Annotated in this window: 20 protein-coding genes; 2 read left to right on the top strand and 18 right to left on the bottom strand. The window is 39.8% G+C overall.

Annotated elements, in window-relative coordinates:
- Position 1 precedes the first annotated feature (1 nt).
- From FTT84_RS04615 to FTT84_RS04550, 14 genes are all read right to left on the bottom strand, one after another.
- Positions 2-616 (bottom strand): TetR/AcrR family transcriptional regulator, encoded by a 615-nt coding sequence (locus FTT84_RS04615; protein WP_067767499.1) that lies wholly within the window; start codon positions 614-616, stop codon positions 2-4.
- Positions 617-660: 44 nt separating this feature from the next.
- Positions 661-1434: a TatD family hydrolase gene (locus tag FTT84_RS04610; protein ID WP_067767502.1), complete on the bottom strand. Its 774-nt coding sequence runs from the start codon at positions 1432-1434 to the stop codon at positions 661-663.
- A gap of 31 nt (positions 1435-1465) precedes the next feature.
- Complete coding sequence (locus FTT84_RS04605; RefSeq protein ID WP_067767505.1) at positions 1466-1807, bottom strand: PilZ domain-containing protein; 342 nt, start codon at positions 1805-1807, stop codon at positions 1466-1468.
- A gap of 15 nt (positions 1808-1822) precedes the next feature.
- Positions 1823-2806 (bottom strand): DNA polymerase III subunit delta', encoded by a 984-nt coding sequence (locus FTT84_RS04600; RefSeq protein ID WP_067767508.1) that lies wholly within the window; start codon positions 2804-2806, stop codon positions 1823-1825.
- Positions 2807-2818: 12 nt separating this feature from the next.
- Positions 2819-3580, bottom strand: a complete 762-nt coding sequence (gene kdsB, locus FTT84_RS04595) for a 3-deoxy-manno-octulosonate cytidylyltransferase (protein WP_067767511.1) — start codon at positions 3578-3580, stop codon at positions 2819-2821.
- A gap of 3 nt (positions 3581-3583) precedes the next feature.
- Positions 3584-4597: a tetraacyldisaccharide 4'-kinase gene (lpxK, locus tag FTT84_RS04590; RefSeq protein ID WP_180080157.1), complete on the bottom strand. Its 1014-nt coding sequence runs from the start codon at positions 4595-4597 to the stop codon at positions 3584-3586.
- A 3-nt stretch (positions 4598-4600) separates the two neighbouring features.
- Entirely contained in the window at positions 4601-6328 is a 1728-nt protein-coding gene (msbA, locus tag FTT84_RS04585; RefSeq protein ID WP_180080154.1) for a lipid A export permease/ATP-binding protein MsbA, read from the bottom strand.
- On the bottom strand, positions 6328-6750 hold the full coding sequence (locus tag FTT84_RS04580) for a biopolymer transporter ExbD (protein WP_067767521.1): 423 nt from the start codon (positions 6748-6750) through the stop codon (positions 6328-6330). The genes msbA and FTT84_RS04580 overlap by 1 nt, the downstream gene beginning before the upstream one ends.
- A 14-nt stretch (positions 6751-6764) precedes the next feature.
- The gene (locus FTT84_RS04575; RefSeq protein WP_067767524.1) at positions 6765-7406 is read right to left on the bottom strand and encodes a MotA/TolQ/ExbB proton channel family protein; all 642 of its coding nucleotides are present in this window, start codon (positions 7404-7406) and stop codon (positions 6765-6767) included.
- A 31-nt stretch (positions 7407-7437) separates the two neighbouring features.
- Entirely contained in the window at positions 7438-8325 is an 888-nt protein-coding gene (locus FTT84_RS04570) for a ParB/RepB/Spo0J family partition protein (protein WP_180080151.1), read from the bottom strand.
- Complete coding sequence (locus tag FTT84_RS04565; RefSeq protein WP_067767530.1) at positions 8322-9104, bottom strand: ParA family protein; 783 nt, start codon at positions 9102-9104, stop codon at positions 8322-8324. The genes FTT84_RS04570 and FTT84_RS04565 overlap by 4 nt, the downstream gene beginning before the upstream one ends.
- Positions 9105-9128: 24 nt before the next feature.
- Complete coding sequence (gene rsmG / locus FTT84_RS04560) at positions 9129-9761, bottom strand: 16S rRNA (guanine(527)-N(7))-methyltransferase RsmG (protein ID WP_067767533.1); 633 nt, start codon at positions 9759-9761, stop codon at positions 9129-9131.
- A gap of 84 nt (positions 9762-9845) precedes the next feature.
- On the bottom strand, positions 9846-10535 hold the full coding sequence (gene murU, locus FTT84_RS04555; RefSeq protein WP_067767536.1) for an N-acetylmuramate alpha-1-phosphate uridylyltransferase MurU: 690 nt from the start codon (positions 10533-10535) through the stop codon (positions 9846-9848).
- A complete protein-coding gene (locus tag FTT84_RS04550; protein WP_180080148.1) occupies positions 10535-11548 on the bottom strand; it encodes an aminoglycoside phosphotransferase family protein in 1014 nt (337 codons plus the stop codon). Before FTT84_RS04550 ends, murU begins: the two co-directional genes overlap by 1 nt.
- Before the next feature lie 120 nt (positions 11549-11668).
- Here FTT84_RS04550 and FTT84_RS04545 point away from each other — a divergent pair, with 120 nt between their 5' ends.
- On the top strand, positions 11669-14140 hold the full coding sequence (locus tag FTT84_RS04545; RefSeq protein WP_180080145.1) for an LPS-assembly protein LptD: 2472 nt from the start codon (positions 11669-11671) through the stop codon (positions 14138-14140).
- Complete coding sequence (locus tag FTT84_RS04540; protein WP_180080142.1) at positions 14140-15447, top strand: peptidylprolyl isomerase; 1308 nt, start codon at positions 14140-14142, stop codon at positions 15445-15447. Before FTT84_RS04545 ends, FTT84_RS04540 begins: the two co-directional genes overlap by 1 nt.
- Before the next feature lie 128 nt (positions 15448-15575).
- Here FTT84_RS04540 and hfq read toward each other — a convergent pair whose 3' ends face one another.
- The 4 genes from hfq to tsaE all read right to left on the bottom strand — a co-directional run bounded on the left by hfq (position 15576) and on the right by tsaE (position 19628).
- On the bottom strand, positions 15576-16091 hold the full coding sequence (gene hfq, locus FTT84_RS04535; protein WP_067767545.1) for an RNA chaperone Hfq: 516 nt from the start codon (positions 16089-16091) through the stop codon (positions 15576-15578).
- Positions 16092-16183: 92 nt separating this feature from the next.
- On the bottom strand, positions 16184-17128 hold the full coding sequence (gene miaA, locus FTT84_RS04530; protein WP_180080139.1) for a tRNA (adenosine(37)-N6)-dimethylallyltransferase MiaA: 945 nt from the start codon (positions 17126-17128) through the stop codon (positions 16184-16186).
- Between the two features lie 6 nt (positions 17129-17134).
- Positions 17135-19159, bottom strand: coding sequence for a DNA mismatch repair endonuclease MutL (gene mutL / locus FTT84_RS04525; RefSeq protein ID WP_067767551.1), 2025 nt, complete (start codon positions 19157-19159; stop codon positions 17135-17137).
- Positions 19149-19628, bottom strand: coding sequence for a tRNA (adenosine(37)-N6)-threonylcarbamoyltransferase complex ATPase subunit type 1 TsaE (gene tsaE / locus FTT84_RS04520; protein ID WP_067767630.1), 480 nt, complete (start codon positions 19626-19628; stop codon positions 19149-19151). The genes mutL and tsaE overlap by 11 nt, the downstream gene beginning before the upstream one ends.
- Positions 19629-19691 lie beyond the last annotated feature (63 nt).

Raw genomic sequence — 19691 nt, 5'->3', positions numbered from 1 at the left:
TTTACGCAAACTGTGCAACCGCATGTGTTTGTTTCGGCAATGCCAAGGCTTGATCAATATAAGCTACACGCAAAGTATCACGTGAACCTAAATAGCGCTGGTAGAAGCTAGAATTTAAAATTGCTGCTGCGCCATGCGTTAATGACCAAATCGAAGCCAAATAATCACGTACAGGCATTTTGCTTTCAATGGATTCTAAGTAACGTTCAGTCATGCGAATGATTAAACGTAAACGTTGTTTACGCACTTGGTAAAGCTCACTAAATAAGTGCTGAATACCAACACCTGTAGTCGATAAGCGCTCTTCAATTTGGTGAAATAAAACTGTACGTTCTGGATGATGTAAATGATGCAACATAAAGAATGCGAGATGCTCAGGAAAAGCCTTGTCGGTATCCTTAATCATTTCGAGCAACATGCGCTCATTACGAATAATGAGCAGCATATAAAGTTCATCTTTACTTTGAAAGTGTTTGTATAGTGTCCCTTTTGCAAGGTCGAGCTCTGCTGCTAATGCATCAAGCGTCATACCTGCTTCACCATTTTCTAAGAGCAATTGTTCTGCTACTTGGAAAATTAATGCTTCTCTTGCTCGAAATTGAGCCTGACGATCCATCTTCACCCTATACTCTCTTTTACTCTTATATCAATTCAAATTATTTACTTAAGATTGAGGAGATTTTCAAAGTTTTGCATTGTTATGAAAGCCATCTCTTCAACTGACTTATCATATACATCACTTAAAGCTTTGGCTACATAGGGAACGTATTTAGGTTCATTAGACTTTCCTCTATAGGGCATCGGCGCAAGGTAAGGACTATCGGTTTCAATCAGCACGCGATCAAGCGGTACCTGCTTGGCAACATCACGTAAATCTTGAGCATTTTTAAACGAAACTATGCCTGAGAATGAAACATAGTAACCACAATCTAAAACTGCTTTTGCTGTTTCCCAGTCTTCAGTAAAACAGTGCAAAATACCATGCGTTGATTTCTCAGCACGTATGATATCTACCGTATCATGTTTCGCAGAACGCGTATGTACTACAACAGGTTTCTTTACTGTTTGAGAAGCATGAATATGACGTGCAAAACAGTCTTTTTGTTCCGCAATAAAATCGGTGCTGTGAAAATAGTCGAGTCCAGTTTCACCTATCGCCCACACTTTTTCTGATTGAGCCAATTCAACCAGAGTATCGACAGTAGCTCGCGCCATTGTGGCCGGATCTTCACATGGATGAACACCAACTGAATATCCGACATCCGTATGGCGAGCAGCAATTTTTGAAAGTTCAATATGATCATCAAGGTCAACTGAGATACTCATAAATTTTGAGACCCCAGCAGCTCGAGCCTGCTCCAATGCTAGATCTAAATTACCATCATAGGGTGTTAGGTCAAGCATGGTTAAATGGCAATGGGTATCTACAAACACAATATGTACCTACTAGTTATCAACGTTATGACTACATAGTGTAACTTCTACGTCCTTCAGATTTAAGTCCTGCAAGTAGTCGTTCTGCTTCAGTTTTGAAATAAACACCTTTTTCGCCACCAAGTTGAATACCAAAACCTTGTGGTTTAATACCATTTTGCTTTTGCGAAACCCAAATAACTTTACCTGTCAGTGGAATTTTTATACTTTGCTCTGGCAAGGTCGCCAATAAAAAAACTTCTTCACCTAATTTGACTGTTTGCTTGGATGGTACAAATAATCCACCACCAACAACATATGGCATATAACTCGCAAATAATGTTTCCACATCTGGAATATTTGCATGGATAATCCCGCCCATACGTGGTTGCATCGATCTTCCCCTTTTTTAAATATTCATCAGTTTAATGCAAAGCTCATCTACGACCAGATTCCCCTGTACGTTCTGCTCAATGAACCGCTTAGACTGCTGTAATTCAGTATAAATATTAAAAAGTGTTTCAAGCGTATACTGCTCCGCAAGCACACCAAAATCCAAATCAATATTTTTAATGGATTGATTCAGCTTGACACAAATTATATCGGACAACAAGTATTCAAACATTTGACTAAAATCACTAAAACTCAGTGCTTTATTCCACTTGGTCGCAATTGCCATGGGCATATTTTTTTGCATGACCAATTTTAGCCAATCGTGTATAAATTCTTGTCGTAAATTCAACCACTCACTATTTGCAACTTGAATGGCTTGTAACGGCATCTGACTCGCTAAATTCATTAAAACTTGGCGTTGCGTCTCACCACTGTCAGGCAAATGTTGCAAGAGATAATCCTGCGACAGTGTCGGCTCAATTCGATCAAGTGCATAATGCTGCATACGACTACGTATGGTTGCAGGCAATTTTAAGTAATGTTCAGCCAATAAAATAATGACAATGCGTTCACCCGGTTCTTCGAGTGTTTTAAGCAACGCATTAGATGATGCAATATTTAATGCCTCCGCAGGCTCAATTAAAACTACGCGCCAACCGTCCACCGTTTGCTGAACAAATGGTAAGAGATCTCGTATTTTTTCAATTTTAATTTTTGCATTTTGCTTTTTATTGTCTTCATCAGTACTAATATGGACAAAATTGGGATGCGTATCCGACTTTAACCACTGACAACTTCCACACTCGCCACAAGGCTGCTTTTGTTCATCACGCTTTTGACACAGCACCCATGCAAGAAATTGTTTTGCAAATGCTTCCTTACCACAGCCTTTTTTTCCATATAGCAAGATACCATGCCCTAACTGCGGAAAACGTCCCGTCAGTGTTTCCCACGTATTTTGCTGCCAAGGATATACTTGCGCCACAATTTCATTTTGCATCAACGACCAACCCTATTCGAAGTTTGAAACATCCATCTGATTCAAACGATCAAGATCAGCTTGTGTATCCACACCCGGTGGTAAATTTGCTTCTGCTATTGCAATGGCAATACGATGACCATTTTCAAGTACACGTAGTTGTTCAAGACTTTCTAATTTTTCTAATACACCCATATCCCATGTCACATACTCTTGTAAGAGTTTCACACGATATGCATACAAACCTAAATGGCGATAAGCTTGATTATGCAATTGCTGTTCAGCTTGTTTAGCACCATCACGATCATAAGGGATAGTCGCACGACTGAAGTACAAAGCTTGATTATGTTTAGACATTACCACTTTTACAATGCTGTCACGCTGAAACTCATCCAAGCTATGAATAGGCTCACACAATGTAGACATTGAAGATTCAGGTTGATCTTCAAGTAATTGCGCAACCTGTTTTACCAACAACGCTGGAAGTAGTGGCTCATCACCTTGCACATTAACAATGATGTCTTCATTTGCCCAACCTTTAATTCGAGCAACTTCACTTAAACGATCGGTACCCGATGGATGCTCAGCCGATGTCATCACAACATCTACGCCTTCCGCACGACAAACAGTAGCAATACGCTCATCATCTGTTGCCACACAAAGATCATCAAATCCTGCTACTTTCTTCGCTTGATCGACTACCCGTAGAATCATTGGACGACCATGAATTTCAAGTAAAGGCTTACCTGGTAAACGTGAACTTGAAAAGCGTGCAGGAATAACAATATGTTTCATAAATCAAATGCCTTCAGGAAGTTTTAAACCCAGTTGCTTCAACTGCTGATGTAGAGTTTCATAGCATGCAGGTGAAAGTACCGCATCCACTGGGACAACCCATATTTCTCGTTTAAAATTTGGATTTTTTTTCAATATTGCCAATAGTTTGACAGCATCTTTTTCAGTGGTAATGATTGGATTTGCATCTTCAAATTGCAGGTCTTCTAATTCATATTCGTAATGATCAGGAAACTCATGACATTGGAAATGCTGTATCCCCATCTTTTCTAAAGTATTATAAAAACGCTGGGGAAATCCTATTCCAACTACCGCATAAAAATCTTTATTTGGATCGAATACAGTATCTAGATCTTTATTCAATAAATATGGCTGTGAAGACTCTAAATGCATATTTAAATCTGTTTGAGGATTTGAGGAATGCTCAATCACCGTACCCGTTTCTAGGCGCTTTTTAGGTTCGCGTAAATAACCTTCAGGCAATAGCTTTTCATTGCCTAAACCACGGTTATTATCTAGAACAATCCATTCTAACTGTCGTGCTAAGGCCCAATGTTGAAGTCCATCATCACAAATAATTAGATCAAGCTGATGTTTAGACAGTAACAACTCAATACTTTGCTGACGATTTGAACCAACCGCCATCGGTACACCTGTGGACTGGACTATCAATGCGGGTTCATCACCTACTGTTTCAGCTGTAGCATTTAGATCCACATAAGCTGGAAAAGGCCCTTTACCACCATAACCGCGGCTGATCACACCAACTTTGATGTCTAAGCTATTTAGATAACTCACCAAATGAATAAGTAATGGTGTTTTACCACTACCACCAACAGTAATATTTCCAATAACCATAACTGGAATAGGTGCGGTATAACTAGATTTTGCACCTATTTTATAAAGTTTTTTATTGAGTAAAAAACCACCACGATAAATCCATGACAAAGGTCTAAACACAATGAGCCACTTTGCCTGTTCATTCCAAGCATCCTGAATCATTTGTGCAAGTGACATGGCTTAGTTTTCCTCAAAATTACGCTGATGAAGTTGAAAGTAGGCACCTTGCTGCGCGATTAATTCAGCATGCGTACCTTGTTCAATAATACGCCCTTTATCCATCACCACAATACGATCAGCATTTTCAATAGTGGATAATCGATGAGCAATCACGATTGTTGTTCGATCTTGCATCGCCGCATCAAATGCTTGCTGAATATAATATTCTGACTCGTTATCCAGGGCACTTGTTGCCTCATCCAAAATTAGAATTGGTGCATTTTTCAAAATTGCACGTGCAATCGCAATACGTTGTCGCTGACCACCTGATAAATTCAGGCCTTGCGCACCTAATGGCGTGTCATAACCTTGTGGTAGATCCATAATAAAATCATGAGCAAAAGCAGCTTTCGCTGCGGCGATGACCTGTTCATCTGTCGCATGCTCTAACTGGCCATAGGCAATATTTTCACGAACTGTGCGGTTAAATAAGACAACTTGCTGATTCACCATCGAAATTTGGGTGCGCAGGCTATTTAATTCGAGATCATTAATATCATGTTGATCTAACAGCAACTGACCAGAAGTAACATCTTGGTAGCGCACTAATAAGTTCACCAGTGAAGTTTTACCTGCACCTGAACGCCCAACCAATGCAACAGTTTCGCCTGCATTCACCTTAAGGTTAAAATCATGAATTGCATGATGACCATCTGCATAGATTAAATTTACATTCTTAAATTCAACATCACCTTTCAACACTGGTTTTAATGTGCCGTTATTGGCTTCTTCTGGCATATCCAGCAATTCAAATACCGAATATGCTGCAGCCATACCGCGCTGAAGCTTTTCGTTAACATCCGTCAATGTTTTAATCGGCTTGCTCAACATACCTGCCGCTGTAATATAGGCAACAAACTCACCAGCTGAAGTATCCTGCAAAATTTCTGGGCGTAAAGCGATATACATGACAATACTGAGCGCAATAGACATGATCAGCTGAACAATTGGACTATTGAGCTGCTGTACTACCACCATTTTCAGGCCACGGCGTAAATTTTCCATCGAGCTTTCGTGAAAACGTTTTTGCTCATAATCTTGGCCTGCAAAGCCTTTTACCACCAAATTACCTTGAACTGTTTCCTGTACCACATGGTTCACATCCCCCATAGTACTTTGCACTTGCATAGATAATTTACGCATGCGTTTCGAGGCTTTACGTATAATTAAACCAATGATTGGGCCAAAAATTAAAATACATAAAGTTAGTCGCCAGTTGGTATATAGCAAATAGCCCAACAGTGCGATGGTAATAAGACCCTGTTGTACAATGGTTTTTAGCGACTCAGACGATGCTGCCGTCAATTGTTCAACGTTATACATAATTTTTGCAGTGATATGACCGCTCGAATTGTCTAAATAATATTGTGAAGGCAAACGCATCAACTTAGCGAAGACTTGCTGACGAATATTAAAGATTAAGTTTCGAGAAATCACTGCGGTAAAATATCCACCCATGAACAAACCGAGTCCACGGAAGAACATCAATAAAACCACCAAGAGTGGAAATAAGGTTGTAAAGCTTTGATCTTTGTTTTGTATAGCTTCAATAATGCGTTCCAATAATTTTGCGACAGAAACTTCCGTCGCAGCATTAATACTGAAACCAAGCAAAACAAGTAAGCCTATTGCCCAAAAAGGTTTTAAATAACTTAATAGGCGTAGGTAGACCTTAAAATCGTGCTTCACTAATAACCTCGAGTTGGTACTTTGGTACTGATGTTAATATTTACAAAGCCTAACTGCCCTGCAACATCCATCACGCGAATCACATCCTGATGCGTGGCTTTCGCATCAGCAGCAATCACAAACATTAAATCACGACGATCATTCGATATCTGTTTAATTGCCGTATTTAAATCTGAAACTTCCTTACTTGCCAAGGATTGCCCGTTGACCGAGTAATGCCCTGTAGAATCCACCACCACTTCAACTTTTTGATCATATTGTTTTGGTGGAACACCTTGTGCATCCGGAAGTGTTAAATTCATTCGACTCATCTGATTAAAGGTTGTCGAAAGTAATAAAAACACCAAAATAAACATCAAGCAATCAATCATCGGAGTGAGGTTGATATGAATATCTTCAACCTGACGGCGTTTAAATTTCATTTTTCCGCCTCCATTCAGCTGGCTTTCTGAATGTCCTGACTTTCGACTTCAGGGGCTTTTTTATAGAACAAAGCAGCATGAAACAAAGTCGATTGCTGCTCAAGTTCAGCAACATATTCTTGAACCAAACGCTGGAAATAACGATGTGCAAATAATGCAGGCACGGCAATCAACATACCTGCAGCTGTGGTAATTAATGCTTTAGAAATACCCGGCATCATCAATACTGGATCACTATTGGTTCCAATATCAATCATCAAAAACGCTTCAATAATACCAATGACAGTACCCAGCAAACCCAACAACGGAGCAACCGCACTTAAAGTTCCCAAAAAGTTAATGTTTTTTTCAAGATAACCAATTTCTTGAGATGCGGTCACTTCCATTTGCGCACGTGCGTATTGCTCAGATTGATTTTTACTTGCATAACCTGCAGTCAAAACACGACCTAACGTACTCTGTTGCAAGTCTTTACTTTGCTCCATGTGTTGAACCACATCTTTCACAGAAGAATTAGCCTTCATATATAAAGATGATGGTAAAACCATTGATTTTTTTAAGCGAATAAAACGCTCAATGGTAATGGCAACAGTAAAGATTGAACAAATCACGAGTGGGATCATTAACCACCCACCCGCTTTGACTAATTCCCACATTTGATTTTCCCCAAGTAAATAGACTGTAAAATTATTCAGCCAAACAAATATTTAGAATGCCGTCGAGTTCTTCAAGATTATGGTAGCTAATCACAAGCTTACCCTTACCTTGTTTATTATGATCAATTTTTACTTCAGCACTAAAACGATCTGAAAGTCGTTGTGTAAGTTGCTGTATGTCTGACGAAACATTTACTTTTGCTTTAGGTTGTTTCGGTGCATTTAAGTCACGAACATACTGTTCGGTTTGACGCACGGACATGCTTTTTTCAATGACCATTTCAGCGACTTTTAATTGGTCTTTGGCTTTCAAGGTCAAAATTGCACGTGCATGCCCCATATCAAGTAAGCCTTGCTGCATAAAATCTTTCACTGGTTCTGCCAATGAAAGTAAACGCAATAAGTTACTGATCGTGGTACGAGCTTTACCTACTGTATCCGCAATTTCTTGGTGACTTAAACCAAACTCATCATGGAAACGTTGTAATGCCATGGCTTGATCAATTGGGTTCAGGTCTTGACGTTGAATGTTCTCAATCAGTGCTAATGCAATTGCAACTTGATCTGAAAGATCCCGCACAATTGCAGGAACTTCTGTTAGTCCAGCAAGTTGCGCAGCACGCCAGCGACGTTCACCTGCAATAATTTCATAGGGATGTTTTTCGTCTTCAACACGACGAATCACGATCGGCTGCATGACTCCATGCTTTTCAATTGAAGCCGCAAGTTCTTGAAGATCTTGTTCTTTAATAAAGCGGCGTGGTTGATATTCACCACGCTTTAATAAATGAACATCAATTTGCTTCAACTGGCCATGATCTAATGCTTTCGCTTCTAACTGTAGTTTTTCTTTTTGGATCGAACCAAGTAAGGCATCTAAACCACGACCTTTAGCCAGTCCACGTTTTTTTACGGTCATGCTTTACTTCCTTTTTTCACTTTGGTTTTTTTTAACATTTCAGCTGCCAAGTTCAAGTAAGCAACTGCACCCTTTGAGCTTTTTTCAAAATAAATTACAGGCAAACCGTGTGCAGGCGCTTCCGCTAGACGGATATTACGTGGCACTACAGTTTCATAAAGTTTTTTGCCAAAATATTGTTCTAATTCTGCAGAAACATCACGAGTCAAAGCATTACGCGCATCATACATCGTACGTAATACACCCACGATCTCTAAATCTGGATTCAATGCTTGTTGAATACGATCAATGGTTTGCGTCAAATCTGCTAAACCTTCCAATGCATAATATTCACATTGCATTGGAATAAGCACACCGCGTACCGCTGCTAAAGCATTGACCGTAATTAAACTTAAACTTGGCGCACAATCTACAATAATGTAGTCAAAATCTTTTTCTACCGTTGCCAAGGCCTCACGTAAAATAAACTCACGTCCATCTTGGTCAGCAATCGCAAGTTCCACACCTGCTAAATCACGGTTTGCACCTAGAACTTTATAACCCACTTCAGCTTTATGAATTGCTGTTTCAATGGGTACTTCACCCAAGAGTACATCCGTCACTGAGTACAACAAGTCGTTCTTTTGAATGCCCGACCCCATCGTGGCATTACCTTGCGAATCCATATCTACAAGTAATACGCGTTTTTTTAATACGGCCAATGACGCAGCCAAATTCACTGCAGTTGTGGTTTTACCTACGCCACCCTTTTGGTTTGCAATCGCAATAATTTGAGCCATGGTAACCCCAGTCCTTTGAAAAATTTAAATACGTTTTAAGAAAATTAAATGGCGTTGTTCATCCAATCGTGGAACTTTTAACGCAACGATATCAATTTTGAACTCACTTTTCAGTGTTTCAACTTCTTCTTCTGGGATTAAACCTTTCATTGAAGCAATAATACTTTGCTCATGCATATACGGTTTAGATGCATCTACAAAATCAGTCAATGAAGCAAAAGCACGACTGGTAATCACATCAAATTGCCCTAGTTCATTGATGCTGTCTTCATTCTCAACACGCGTTTGAACTGCAATGACATTTTTTAGTTTTAGGTCTGCAATAAATTGTTTTAAGAATCGAATTTTTTTACCGTTTGCATCTAATAATACACATTCACGATCTGGCTGACACAGTGCAATGATCATGCCTGGCATACCACCGCCTGTACCAATATCGAGTAAACGGCCTGCTGGCAAGTCGTTCAAAATACTCAAACTATCCAGCAAATGCTTCACCAACATTTCTTTTGGATCACGAATTGCGGTCAAGTTATAGGCTTTGTTCCACAGCACTAAGGCATCTTGATATTTCAGCAATAGATTTAATGCTTCTTCACTCAAATCTAAGCCAAGCTTTTGACTACCTTGCTTTAAGTCTTGAAAAAAAGGATGCATAAAGAAGACATCTCAATAAAAATTAACTGAAGTATACCGATTTCTAAGCCGTGGAACAGTAGCTAACGCTTAGCGAATATGCACTTAAGCGTACATGCCCTGACGAATCTGTAGATCTAGATCACTTAATCGCTCAGGTGTGCCAACATCTACCCAAGCTGCTTGCATTTTTTCTGCAGAAATTTTTCCATCTAGCATCGCATCTTTTAATAATGGAGCTAAAGGTCGTTTTCCTGCATCCAAACCATCAAACATTTTTGGGTTAATGACCGCTACGCCACTATAAGTCAGTGCCTCACCTTGTTGTCCTTGCTCAAAGGTATAACTACGCCCATTTGCCAAGATAAAATCGCCTTTGGGATGTTGAGCAGGATTAGTCACAAAAACAAGATGTGCAAGATCTGCACCTAAGTTCACATTCAGTAAGGATGAAAAATCAAAAGTTGTCCAAACATCACCATTCACCAAAATAAATGGCTCTGTCCCAAGCAAAGGTAAAGCATTAATAATGCCACCTGCTGTTTCTAAACCTTCTGCTTCACGTGTCCAGCGAATAGTTACGCCAAATTGAGAACCATCACCTAATGCGCCAATCAACACATCGGCTAGCCAAGCAGAATTGATAATAATTTCAGTCACGCCAATTTTTTTGAGTTTTTCAATATGCCAAACAATCAGTGGCTTTCCACCCACTTCAAGCAAAGGCTTGGGCTTATATAATGTTAAAGGACGCATCCGGTTGCCTAGACCCGCCGCTAAAATCATGGCTTTCATTATGCAACAACCTCGTAACTACCGTATTTAGCTTCAAATTTCGGCAATACTTTAGCTTGAATAAACTGAATAAATGGTTGTAGTTCTGCATACGGCTTACTTTCTTCAAGTAAATACCACATCACACGAGGTAAATCTTTCAAGTAGCCTGATTTACCATCACGCTCAAACAAACGAACAAAAATACCCAAAATCTTGATATGACGTTGAATCGCCATCAGGTCAGCATCTTGTTTAAATTGTTCAAAGTCACGACCTACTTTTGCCGACGCAGGTAACAAGTCATAAAACACTTTAAACCAACCATACACACGTTCAGCATTCCACTGCACATAAGCGTCTCGAGTGATTGAAATAAGGTCATAAGTATCCGCACCAATCACTGCATCTTGGAAATCAATGACACCTTGATCTTGCTCACCATCGAGCATCATTAAATTACGACTATGGAAATCACGATGCACGATGACTTGTGGTTGTGCCAAAGCAGCATTGGCTAAAATCGCAAAGGTACGCTTAATTAAAGCCGACTCTTCGGTAGTTAGTTGAATTTTTAATGAAGGCAATAACCAATCAGTTAAAAGCTCCATTTCAGAAATCAGCTTTTCATAAGCATATTCTGGAAAATGGTTTACACCATCAATTGACTGTAATTGAATCAACTGTTTAAAACTTTGTGCGTAATGTGCGTCTACTGTTTGATCATTGAGCAATGTCGACAGTAAAACATCACCAAAATCTTCCAGCAATAAAAAGCCTTGCTCTAGATCTTTTGCCACAATATGGGGTACACGAACGCCATTCGCATCAAAAAATTCATCAATCGTCACAAAAGGCACACAATCTTCTTTTTCTGGTGGTGCATCCATCAGCATAAATGTTTTATTATTCAATTTGATTCGTGCATAACGACGGAAACTTGCATCGCCTGCTAGAAAGTTAATTTCAAATTGATCTGAACCAAGTACAGATGAAATCCATGTTTGTATCAATTGTTCACGTTGTGTATTCATTTGCGATAAATTCTAATACAGGCTGAGTTTTTAAAGTGCTAAGTGTAGCTACTTATCAACTTTTTCTCTATGATGCGACAATAATTAATTGCGATTAAGCATACTTGGTTAATGAGACAAATGAAGCAACAGTTTAAATTCAATCCTTTAGCGACTGCGATCTTAACCCTTCTTTGTGGTAGCTCTTTACCAAGCTATGCAGCGTCTGTTTCTACCACTTCCACGGAAGATGATACTGAACAGTTGAAGCAGACAATTGCCGAAGCATACCCGGGTCAGCAGTTCTTTGAACAATATTATGTTGATAAATCTGCCCCAGAAGCCCAAATCCGAAATACCAATCAACTTAGCTCTGCATTTTGTACTGGAACATGGATTACACCTGTAGCTCCAACCACCAAAGCTGTTGCCCCAGAAGATGCAACTTCAACAATTACTGCAGATTATGGTCACTTTGACCCAAATGGCGATTCTGTACTTGAAGGTAACGTATTAATCGACCAAGAAGGCCGTCAAATTCGTGCAGATCAAATCAAAATTGATAAAACGCAGACTTATGCAAATGCATCAGGCCGTGTACAAATGGCTCAGTCTGGTTTAATTTCACAAAGCGATTCGATTGACTACAACTTAAAAACGCAACAAGGCGACTTAAATAACAGTTTCTTCATCGCAGAAGAACAACATGCACATGGTCGCGCAGAAAAAATCGCACGCACTTCAACAAATACACTTGAATTAGAAAACGCAGAATATACAACTTGCCCGCCGGATGAGAAGCCAACTTGGAAAATCCAAGCGGATAAAATCAAACTTAATCAAGAAACTGGCCGCGGTGAAACCAAAGGTACAACTTTATACGTAAAAGATGTACCTGTGATGGCTGTGCCCTATTTCAACTTCCCGATTGATGATCGCCGAACCACAGGTATTTTAACCCCAAGTTTTGGCTTTACCAATGATGGTGGTTTTGAACTTGCAGTTCCAGTTTATTTAAACTTAGCACCAAATTATGATGCGACAGTTACACCGCGCTATATCGCAGATCGTGGCCCAATGCTTGAAGGTGAATTCCGCTATCTCACCAAAAACTTTGGCTCGGGGATGATTTTTGGTGGCTATTTAGCTGGTGACCAAAAATATGACGACCAAGATCGTAAAGATTTACACTTTCTACATAACTGGAAAATTAACGATCAATTCAGCACAAATCTCGAATATAACTATGCATCCGACAAAGATTATTTTTCAGACTTAAACAATAACCCAAACTCTAAGACAGACCTTAATTTACGTCGTGCTTGGGAGCTTAATTATAAAAATGGTATTCCCGGCTTAAAAGCACAGCTTAAAGTTGAGGACTTCCAAACCTTAGATAAAACAGTCAGCGATGAAGATCGTCCGTATGCGCGCTTACCGCAATTTTTATTAAATTACAAAACTGGTAATCCGCTAGGCTTACAATATGAGTTTAATAACGATACTGCTTATTTCAAGAAAAACTTACGTAATAACAATATCCCTGTAAGCAATAGCGAATCACCAATGTACGAGCCAAGTGGTGCACGTATTTACAATGACTTTAGTGTTCGCTATAACTACCGTACCCCTTGGTCTTTCGTCATTCCAGAAGCCACTATTCGTAATGTAAACACAATTTATGATCAAGATACGGTTAATGCACAAAACATTAGCTCGTCTAATGAAAGTAAATCTGTCGTAGTTCCTCAGTTTACGCTTGATGCTGGCCTGGTCATGGAACGTGAAGGTCGATACCTACAAACCTTAACACCACGATTCTTCTATGCTTATTCACCATATAAGAACCAAGAAACTAACCCTAACTTTGATTCAACTACTGCATCTATTAACTATGATCAGTTGTTTAGCCCACGTCGTTTCTATGGAAATGACCGCTTAGAAGACAACAATTTTGCATCATTAGGCCTAAGTTACAGCATATTTGATGATGTTGGTTTGGAGCGCTTAAAAGCCAGCGTAGGTCAAAGCTTCTATTTTGAAGATCGTCGTGTCACTTTGAACAATGTCACCGACAAGTTTGATAGCGAACGTCACACTGGCCCTGTTGTGAGCTTATCGAGCCAGTTATCTGATCGCATCAGTGTCAATGCGAATTCAGCTTGGATGGCAAATGGCGATAATGCTCAGCGCGATATCCAAATGTATTATGCAGGTGATAAAGGTAATCTTTATAACGTCGGTTATTTCTATCGCAAAGACATTCCAAACCGTCAAGATAGTTATGACCAAGCAGTTGCTTCATTTATTCAACCCATCCATAACAACTGGCGTATTATCGGGCATGCACAATACGATTTAGACAATAGCATTGCGCGCGAATATCTATTGGGTGTGAACTATGAATCATGCTGTTGGGGTGTTTCAGTATACGGACGTTCATATTTTAATGATTTGGATGATGTAACATCTTCTGATGTAAAACCTAAACGTGCCATTATGGCTGAATTCACACTTAAAGGTTTAGGTGGATTCAACAATAAATTAACCTCTTTACTTGAAAACCGTGTTTTAGGTTTTAACAATATTAATCAATCTTGGACAGAACGTTAATGAAGACAGAACAGTTAAAACAAATTTTTAAAGCAACAGCATTAGCACTTTGTCTTTCTGCTTCAATGCCGACTTTCGCTGATGCACAACCTAAAGATGAAATTGTAGCTGTTGTAGATAATAGCGTTATTTTACGTAGTGATTTAGATCAAAGCATTGCAGAGATTACACATCAACTTCAATCAAAAAAACAGACTGTTCCTCCGATTGAATATTTACAGCAACAAGCACTTGAACAACTTATTACACGTCAAGCTCAACTTGAACAAGTAAAACGCTATAACGTAAAAGCAGATGAAAAATCTCTCAATGAAGCAGTTTTAAAAGTTGCAAAAGATTCAGGTTCTGCAAGCCTTGAAGCATTTCAACAAAAACTAGATGCAATAGCACCAAACACCTACTCTTCGTTACGCGCTCGTATTGCTGAAGATATTGCACTGCAACGTCTACGCCAACAACTTGTGACATCACGTATTCAAATTAGTGATCAAGACGTTAAAAACTTTTTAAGCTCACCACAAGGCCAAGCTGCGCTTGGCAATCAAGTTCACGTCTTACACGTTCGTATTTCTGGTGGTGAAAATGCTGTAAAAATTGCTGAGGATGTACGTAAAGAACTTGCAACTAGCAATGATGCTAAAGCAATTAGTACTAAATTCAGCACCAAAGAAACTAAAGTAGATGCAGCAGATATGGGCTTCCGTAGCTTATCTGATATTCCAGACGAGCTTGCAGCGCGTGTTTCACCATTACAAGTTGGACAAACGACAGAATTGATTTCTGTACGCGATGGTGTTCATGTTCTAAAATTAATTGAACGCAAAGCATCAGATCAAAAAGCCATTGTTCCGCAATTTCAAACGCGTCATATTTTAATTCAACCATCAGAGGTTGTTAGCCCTGAAAATGCGAAGCAAATGATTGACAGCTTATACACACGTCTACAAAAAGGTGAAGATTTTGCTGTTATTGCCTCAACTTTCTCAAATGACCCTGGTTCTGCGGCAAATGGTGGTAGCTTAGGTTGGGTGAGCCCTGGGGTTATGGTTCCTGAATTCGAAGCAAAAATGAAAGAAACACCTAAAGGCGAAATCAGCAAACCATTTCAATCGCAGTTTGGTTGGCATATCCTACAAGTTACTGACACACGCCAACAAGACATGACACAAGAGGTTCAAGAGCGTATGGCGCGCCAACTCTTAGGTGAGCGTCAATTTGATACCGAGCTTGACAGCTGGTTACGTGAAATTCGAAACAATGCTTTTGTAGATATTAAAGACCCTGCTCTACAACGTAAATCGAAATAATACATAAAATAAAACCAGCCTAGGCTGGTTTTATTACGTCTCATTTTTACTAAAATTTAAAATATTTTTAGTCATTATTTCTAACAATAAAAAAAAGCCTCCCGATCGGGAGGCTCTTAATGACTCAATTAACGATTGTTGTTTTCGTCGTCTTGAGCATCATCAAATTTAGTTTCGCTTTCAAAACCAGCATTTTGACCACCGAAACCACCTTGAGCACCGAAACCACCTTGAGCACCGAAGCCACCTTGAGCACCGAAGCCACCTTGACCACCAAAGCCACCTTGGCCACCGAAACCACCTTGACCACCGAAGCCACCTTGTTGACCACCGAAGCCACCTTGTTGACCGCCGAAGCCGCCTTGTTGACCACCGAAGCCGCCTTGTTGACCACCGAAGCCAGCTGCACCTTGTGCACCAGCAGGAGCGCCAGCTGGACGTGGGTTACGTGCAGGAACTACAGTTGAAATCGCATGTTTGTAAACCATTTGGCTTACTGTATTTTTCAAAAGAACTACATATTGGTCAAATGACTCAATATGACCTTGCAATTTAATACCATTTACAAGAAAGATAGAAACTGGAATACGTTCTTTACGGAGAGAATTTAAGAACGGATCTTGTAAAGTTTGACCTTTAGACATGTTATAACTCCAAAAAATAATAAAAATCAGCGCAAAAACTACCTTTATTTTTCAATTAAAAATTATCAAAAAGGTAGTCCCTAAATTTTGCTTTATCCGTAGCAGTTTCGCAAGTCTTCTTGAGCCTGCTTCGCTGTTAAATATGTAGTAAATTTATGCGTTTCTTGCAAAGATCTTAACCAAGTATATTGACGTTTTGCAAGTTGTCGTGTCGCAAATAGAGCCTTATCCTCCATTTCACGCTGTTTTTCGCTACTTAGATCACTATTTCTTAAAAAATCTAATGCTTGACGGTAACCAACTGATCGCATAGCGGGCAAATTTTCATCTAAATCGTATTTTTCAATTAGCCCTTTCACTTCATTTAAAAATCCAATTTCCCACATTATTTTTAAACGTTGTGCTATCCGCCCGTGTAATTCTAAACGGTCAGGCAGTAAAGCGTAATTATGAAAATTGTAACGGTAAGGTAAATTTTTAGGCTGTTCAGCTTGTAATTTTGTAATAGGTTGTCCGGTCAATTTATAAACTTCCAACGCACGAATAATACGCTGCTTATCACTGACTTTAAACTTTTCACCTGCTAAGGGATCTACACTACACAATTCAGCATAAACAGCATCCCACCCCTTACACTCACCTTTCTCTTCAATTTCTGCACGCACAGCGTAATCAGCACTGGGTAAGTTGGATGACAATCCCTCAAGTAAAGCCTTGTAATACAACATCGTCCCACCAACTAAAATTGGGGTTTTACCGCGAGCATGCATATCATCAATTAATACACATGCATCCTCAACAAAATTGGCTGCCGAATACACTTCTAAAGGACTAATAATATCAATTAAATGATGCGGATATTGCTCCAGCTCGGCTTTAGTAGGCTTGGCTGTACCAATATCCATATCTTGATAAACGAGTGCTGAATCAACGGATATTAATTCAAAATTTCCACGCTCAAAGAGTTCACATGCCAGCGCGGTTTTCCCACTTGCAGTTGGTCCCATAAGATTGATGACCGGCAATTGATTTGACATGTACAACTACTCTCCTCGAGCAAAAAGTTTATCAAGCTGAGCCAATGGGAAAGCACGCCAAGTTGGGCGTCCATGGTTACATTGACTGGCAAATTCGGTTTGTTCCATCTGACGTAATAATGCATTCATTTCAGACAGGCTTAAAATACGGTGTGCTCGTACAGCACCATGACAGGCCATACCCGCTAAAATTTGGTCACGTTTTTGTAGCAATCCTGCCACTTGATCAGTTGGATCTAAATCATTTAATAATTCTGGAATCAACGCATCAAAATCAGCCTTATGTAAAATGGCAGGTACGCCACGAACGATCACCTGCTCATCGCCATATTGATCAATTTCAAGTCCTAAGCGTGCTAATTGATCTTTCAGCTCATCTACACGCATGGCTTGCATACGACTAATGCTAACTACTTTAGGAATAAGCAATTGTTGTGAAGTCCAAAATTCTGGTTTATCCCACGCTGTTTTCATTTGTTGCAATACAATACGCTCATGTGCAGCATGCATATCAACAATAATCAAACCTTCAGTATTCTGCGCCAGAATATAAATACCGTGCAGCTGCGCAATCGCAATACCAAGCGGATGCTCATCCACTTTCTGTTGAATATGGGCTTGCATGGACTGCTCGACATCAATAGCCGTATCTGATGTTTGACGTAAGGGTGCTAAATAGCTCTGTAATGCGTTATTTAGCTGTTTTGATCCATTATATGAAGCAACATAGCCATTTGTATTTATTGAACCTGTAGATGGGTGTTGCGCAGCAGAATAGCCATACGCAGCCACTTGTTCAGCCGATTCAGCATAATTCACCCCAGTGGGTGAGCTAAAATCGGTTAATCCACCCGCACTATCAGGATTAACAAAATTTGCAGCAGTTTGTGTTACAGCTTCAATATTTTGATGTAATTGAAATTGTTCTTGATGCCTTGGTTGCGCAATCAAATTTTCTTGAGCTTGGGGTTCAAGCTTCATGGCACTAGAAAGTTCGGCTGTCGCAGTTTGGAATTGCGCTAAAGTCGATTTAGCATAATGACGCACAAATTCATGGACTTCACGTTGGTTTAAAAAGCGAATTTCATGCTTGGTTGGATGCACGTTTACATCAATATTTTCAGGATCAACCTCCATAAACAGCAAGTACGCTGCATGTTGATGTCCATGTAAAATACCGTCATACGCCATGCGTAGCGCATGTGAAACCGTCTTGTCTTTCACAATACGACCATTTACATAAACATATTGCATATCGGCTTGTGCGCGTGCATCCGAGGGATGGCCTAGCCAACCGCTTAAGCGCATGTTGACACTATCTGCATCAATCCAGTACGCATTTTCGGTAAACTGACGACCTAACAACTGTTGTACACGCTGAAAACGTAACGCCCCACTATCTGCTACAGGCAGATTTAATTTAATGCTATTGTTGTGCTCTAAAACAAAACGAATATCAAAGTGTGTCAGTGCTAAACGACGGACAATTTCTTCAATATGTCCAAATTCAGTGCCCTGCTTTTTGAGAAATTTACGACGTGCTGGTACATTAAAAAATAAATCCTGTACCCGAATCGTTGTGCCTCTTTGTGCAGCAACAGGTTGAATCTCTTGATGATCAAAAGCTGTACCATTGACTTCAACCTGATAGCCAACACCATCTTCATTTTGACTACTAGTCAACGTCAACCGTGATACCGCAGCAATGGATGCCAAGGCTTCACCACGAAAGCCTAAACTCACAATCGCATGTAAGTCTTCTGCACTTTGGATTTTACTAGTCGCATGACGCATAACGGCCAAAGGGAGGTCTTCATGATGAATCCCCCGACCATTGTCAATAATTTCAATCAGTGTGCTACCGCCTTGCTCAACACGAATAATTAATTCTGTTGATCCTGCATCAATGGCATTTTCAAGTAATTCTTTGACCACAGATGCAGGGCGTTCAATCACTTCACCCGCAGCAATTTGGTTGGCTAGAGCAGGATCAAGGGTACGAATTCGGCGGGCACTGATGTCATTCAGCATGGTTGAATTTTTGCTCCAAAGCATTTTGCAAGGTTTCAGATGATGATGTTAATGTCGCCCTACGCGACATTTCATCTTCTGATTTTTCAATATTTATCACTAAATCGGCAGCTGGAATTTCGTCTCCACCTTTTGAAGGCCATTCAAATAAGAAAAGTGCATTCGGTGTTTCTAAGTAATCACGAATACCCATCAATTCAAGTTCATAAGGGTCATTTAAACGATACAAGTCAAAATGAAAAATATCTTTACCTTGAATATTGTAAGGCTCAACCAATGTATAGGTTGGACTTTTGACTGCGCCTTGATGACCCATTTGCTGTAAAAAATAACGGCTTAAAGTGGTCTTACCAGCCCCCAAGTCACCAATAAGGTAAATCACGCCCGTGGTAAAATGCGTCGACAGTACGGTAGCTAAGTTTTGGGTATCGACTTCACTATTTAAGTCCAAACTGAATGAATACTGCATATTACTCACAACATGTACATAAGAATTAAATATGATAGCATCGCGTTGCATGAAAATCATATG

It is taken from the genome of Acinetobacter sp. YH01019 (genome assembly GCF_013420285.1).
In the GTDB taxonomy this organism is placed as follows: domain Bacteria; phylum Pseudomonadota; class Gammaproteobacteria; order Pseudomonadales; family Moraxellaceae; genus Acinetobacter; species Acinetobacter gandensis.
Note: the sequence above shows the minus strand (reverse complement) of the source record. Positions and strands in the feature narration are given on the sequence as shown.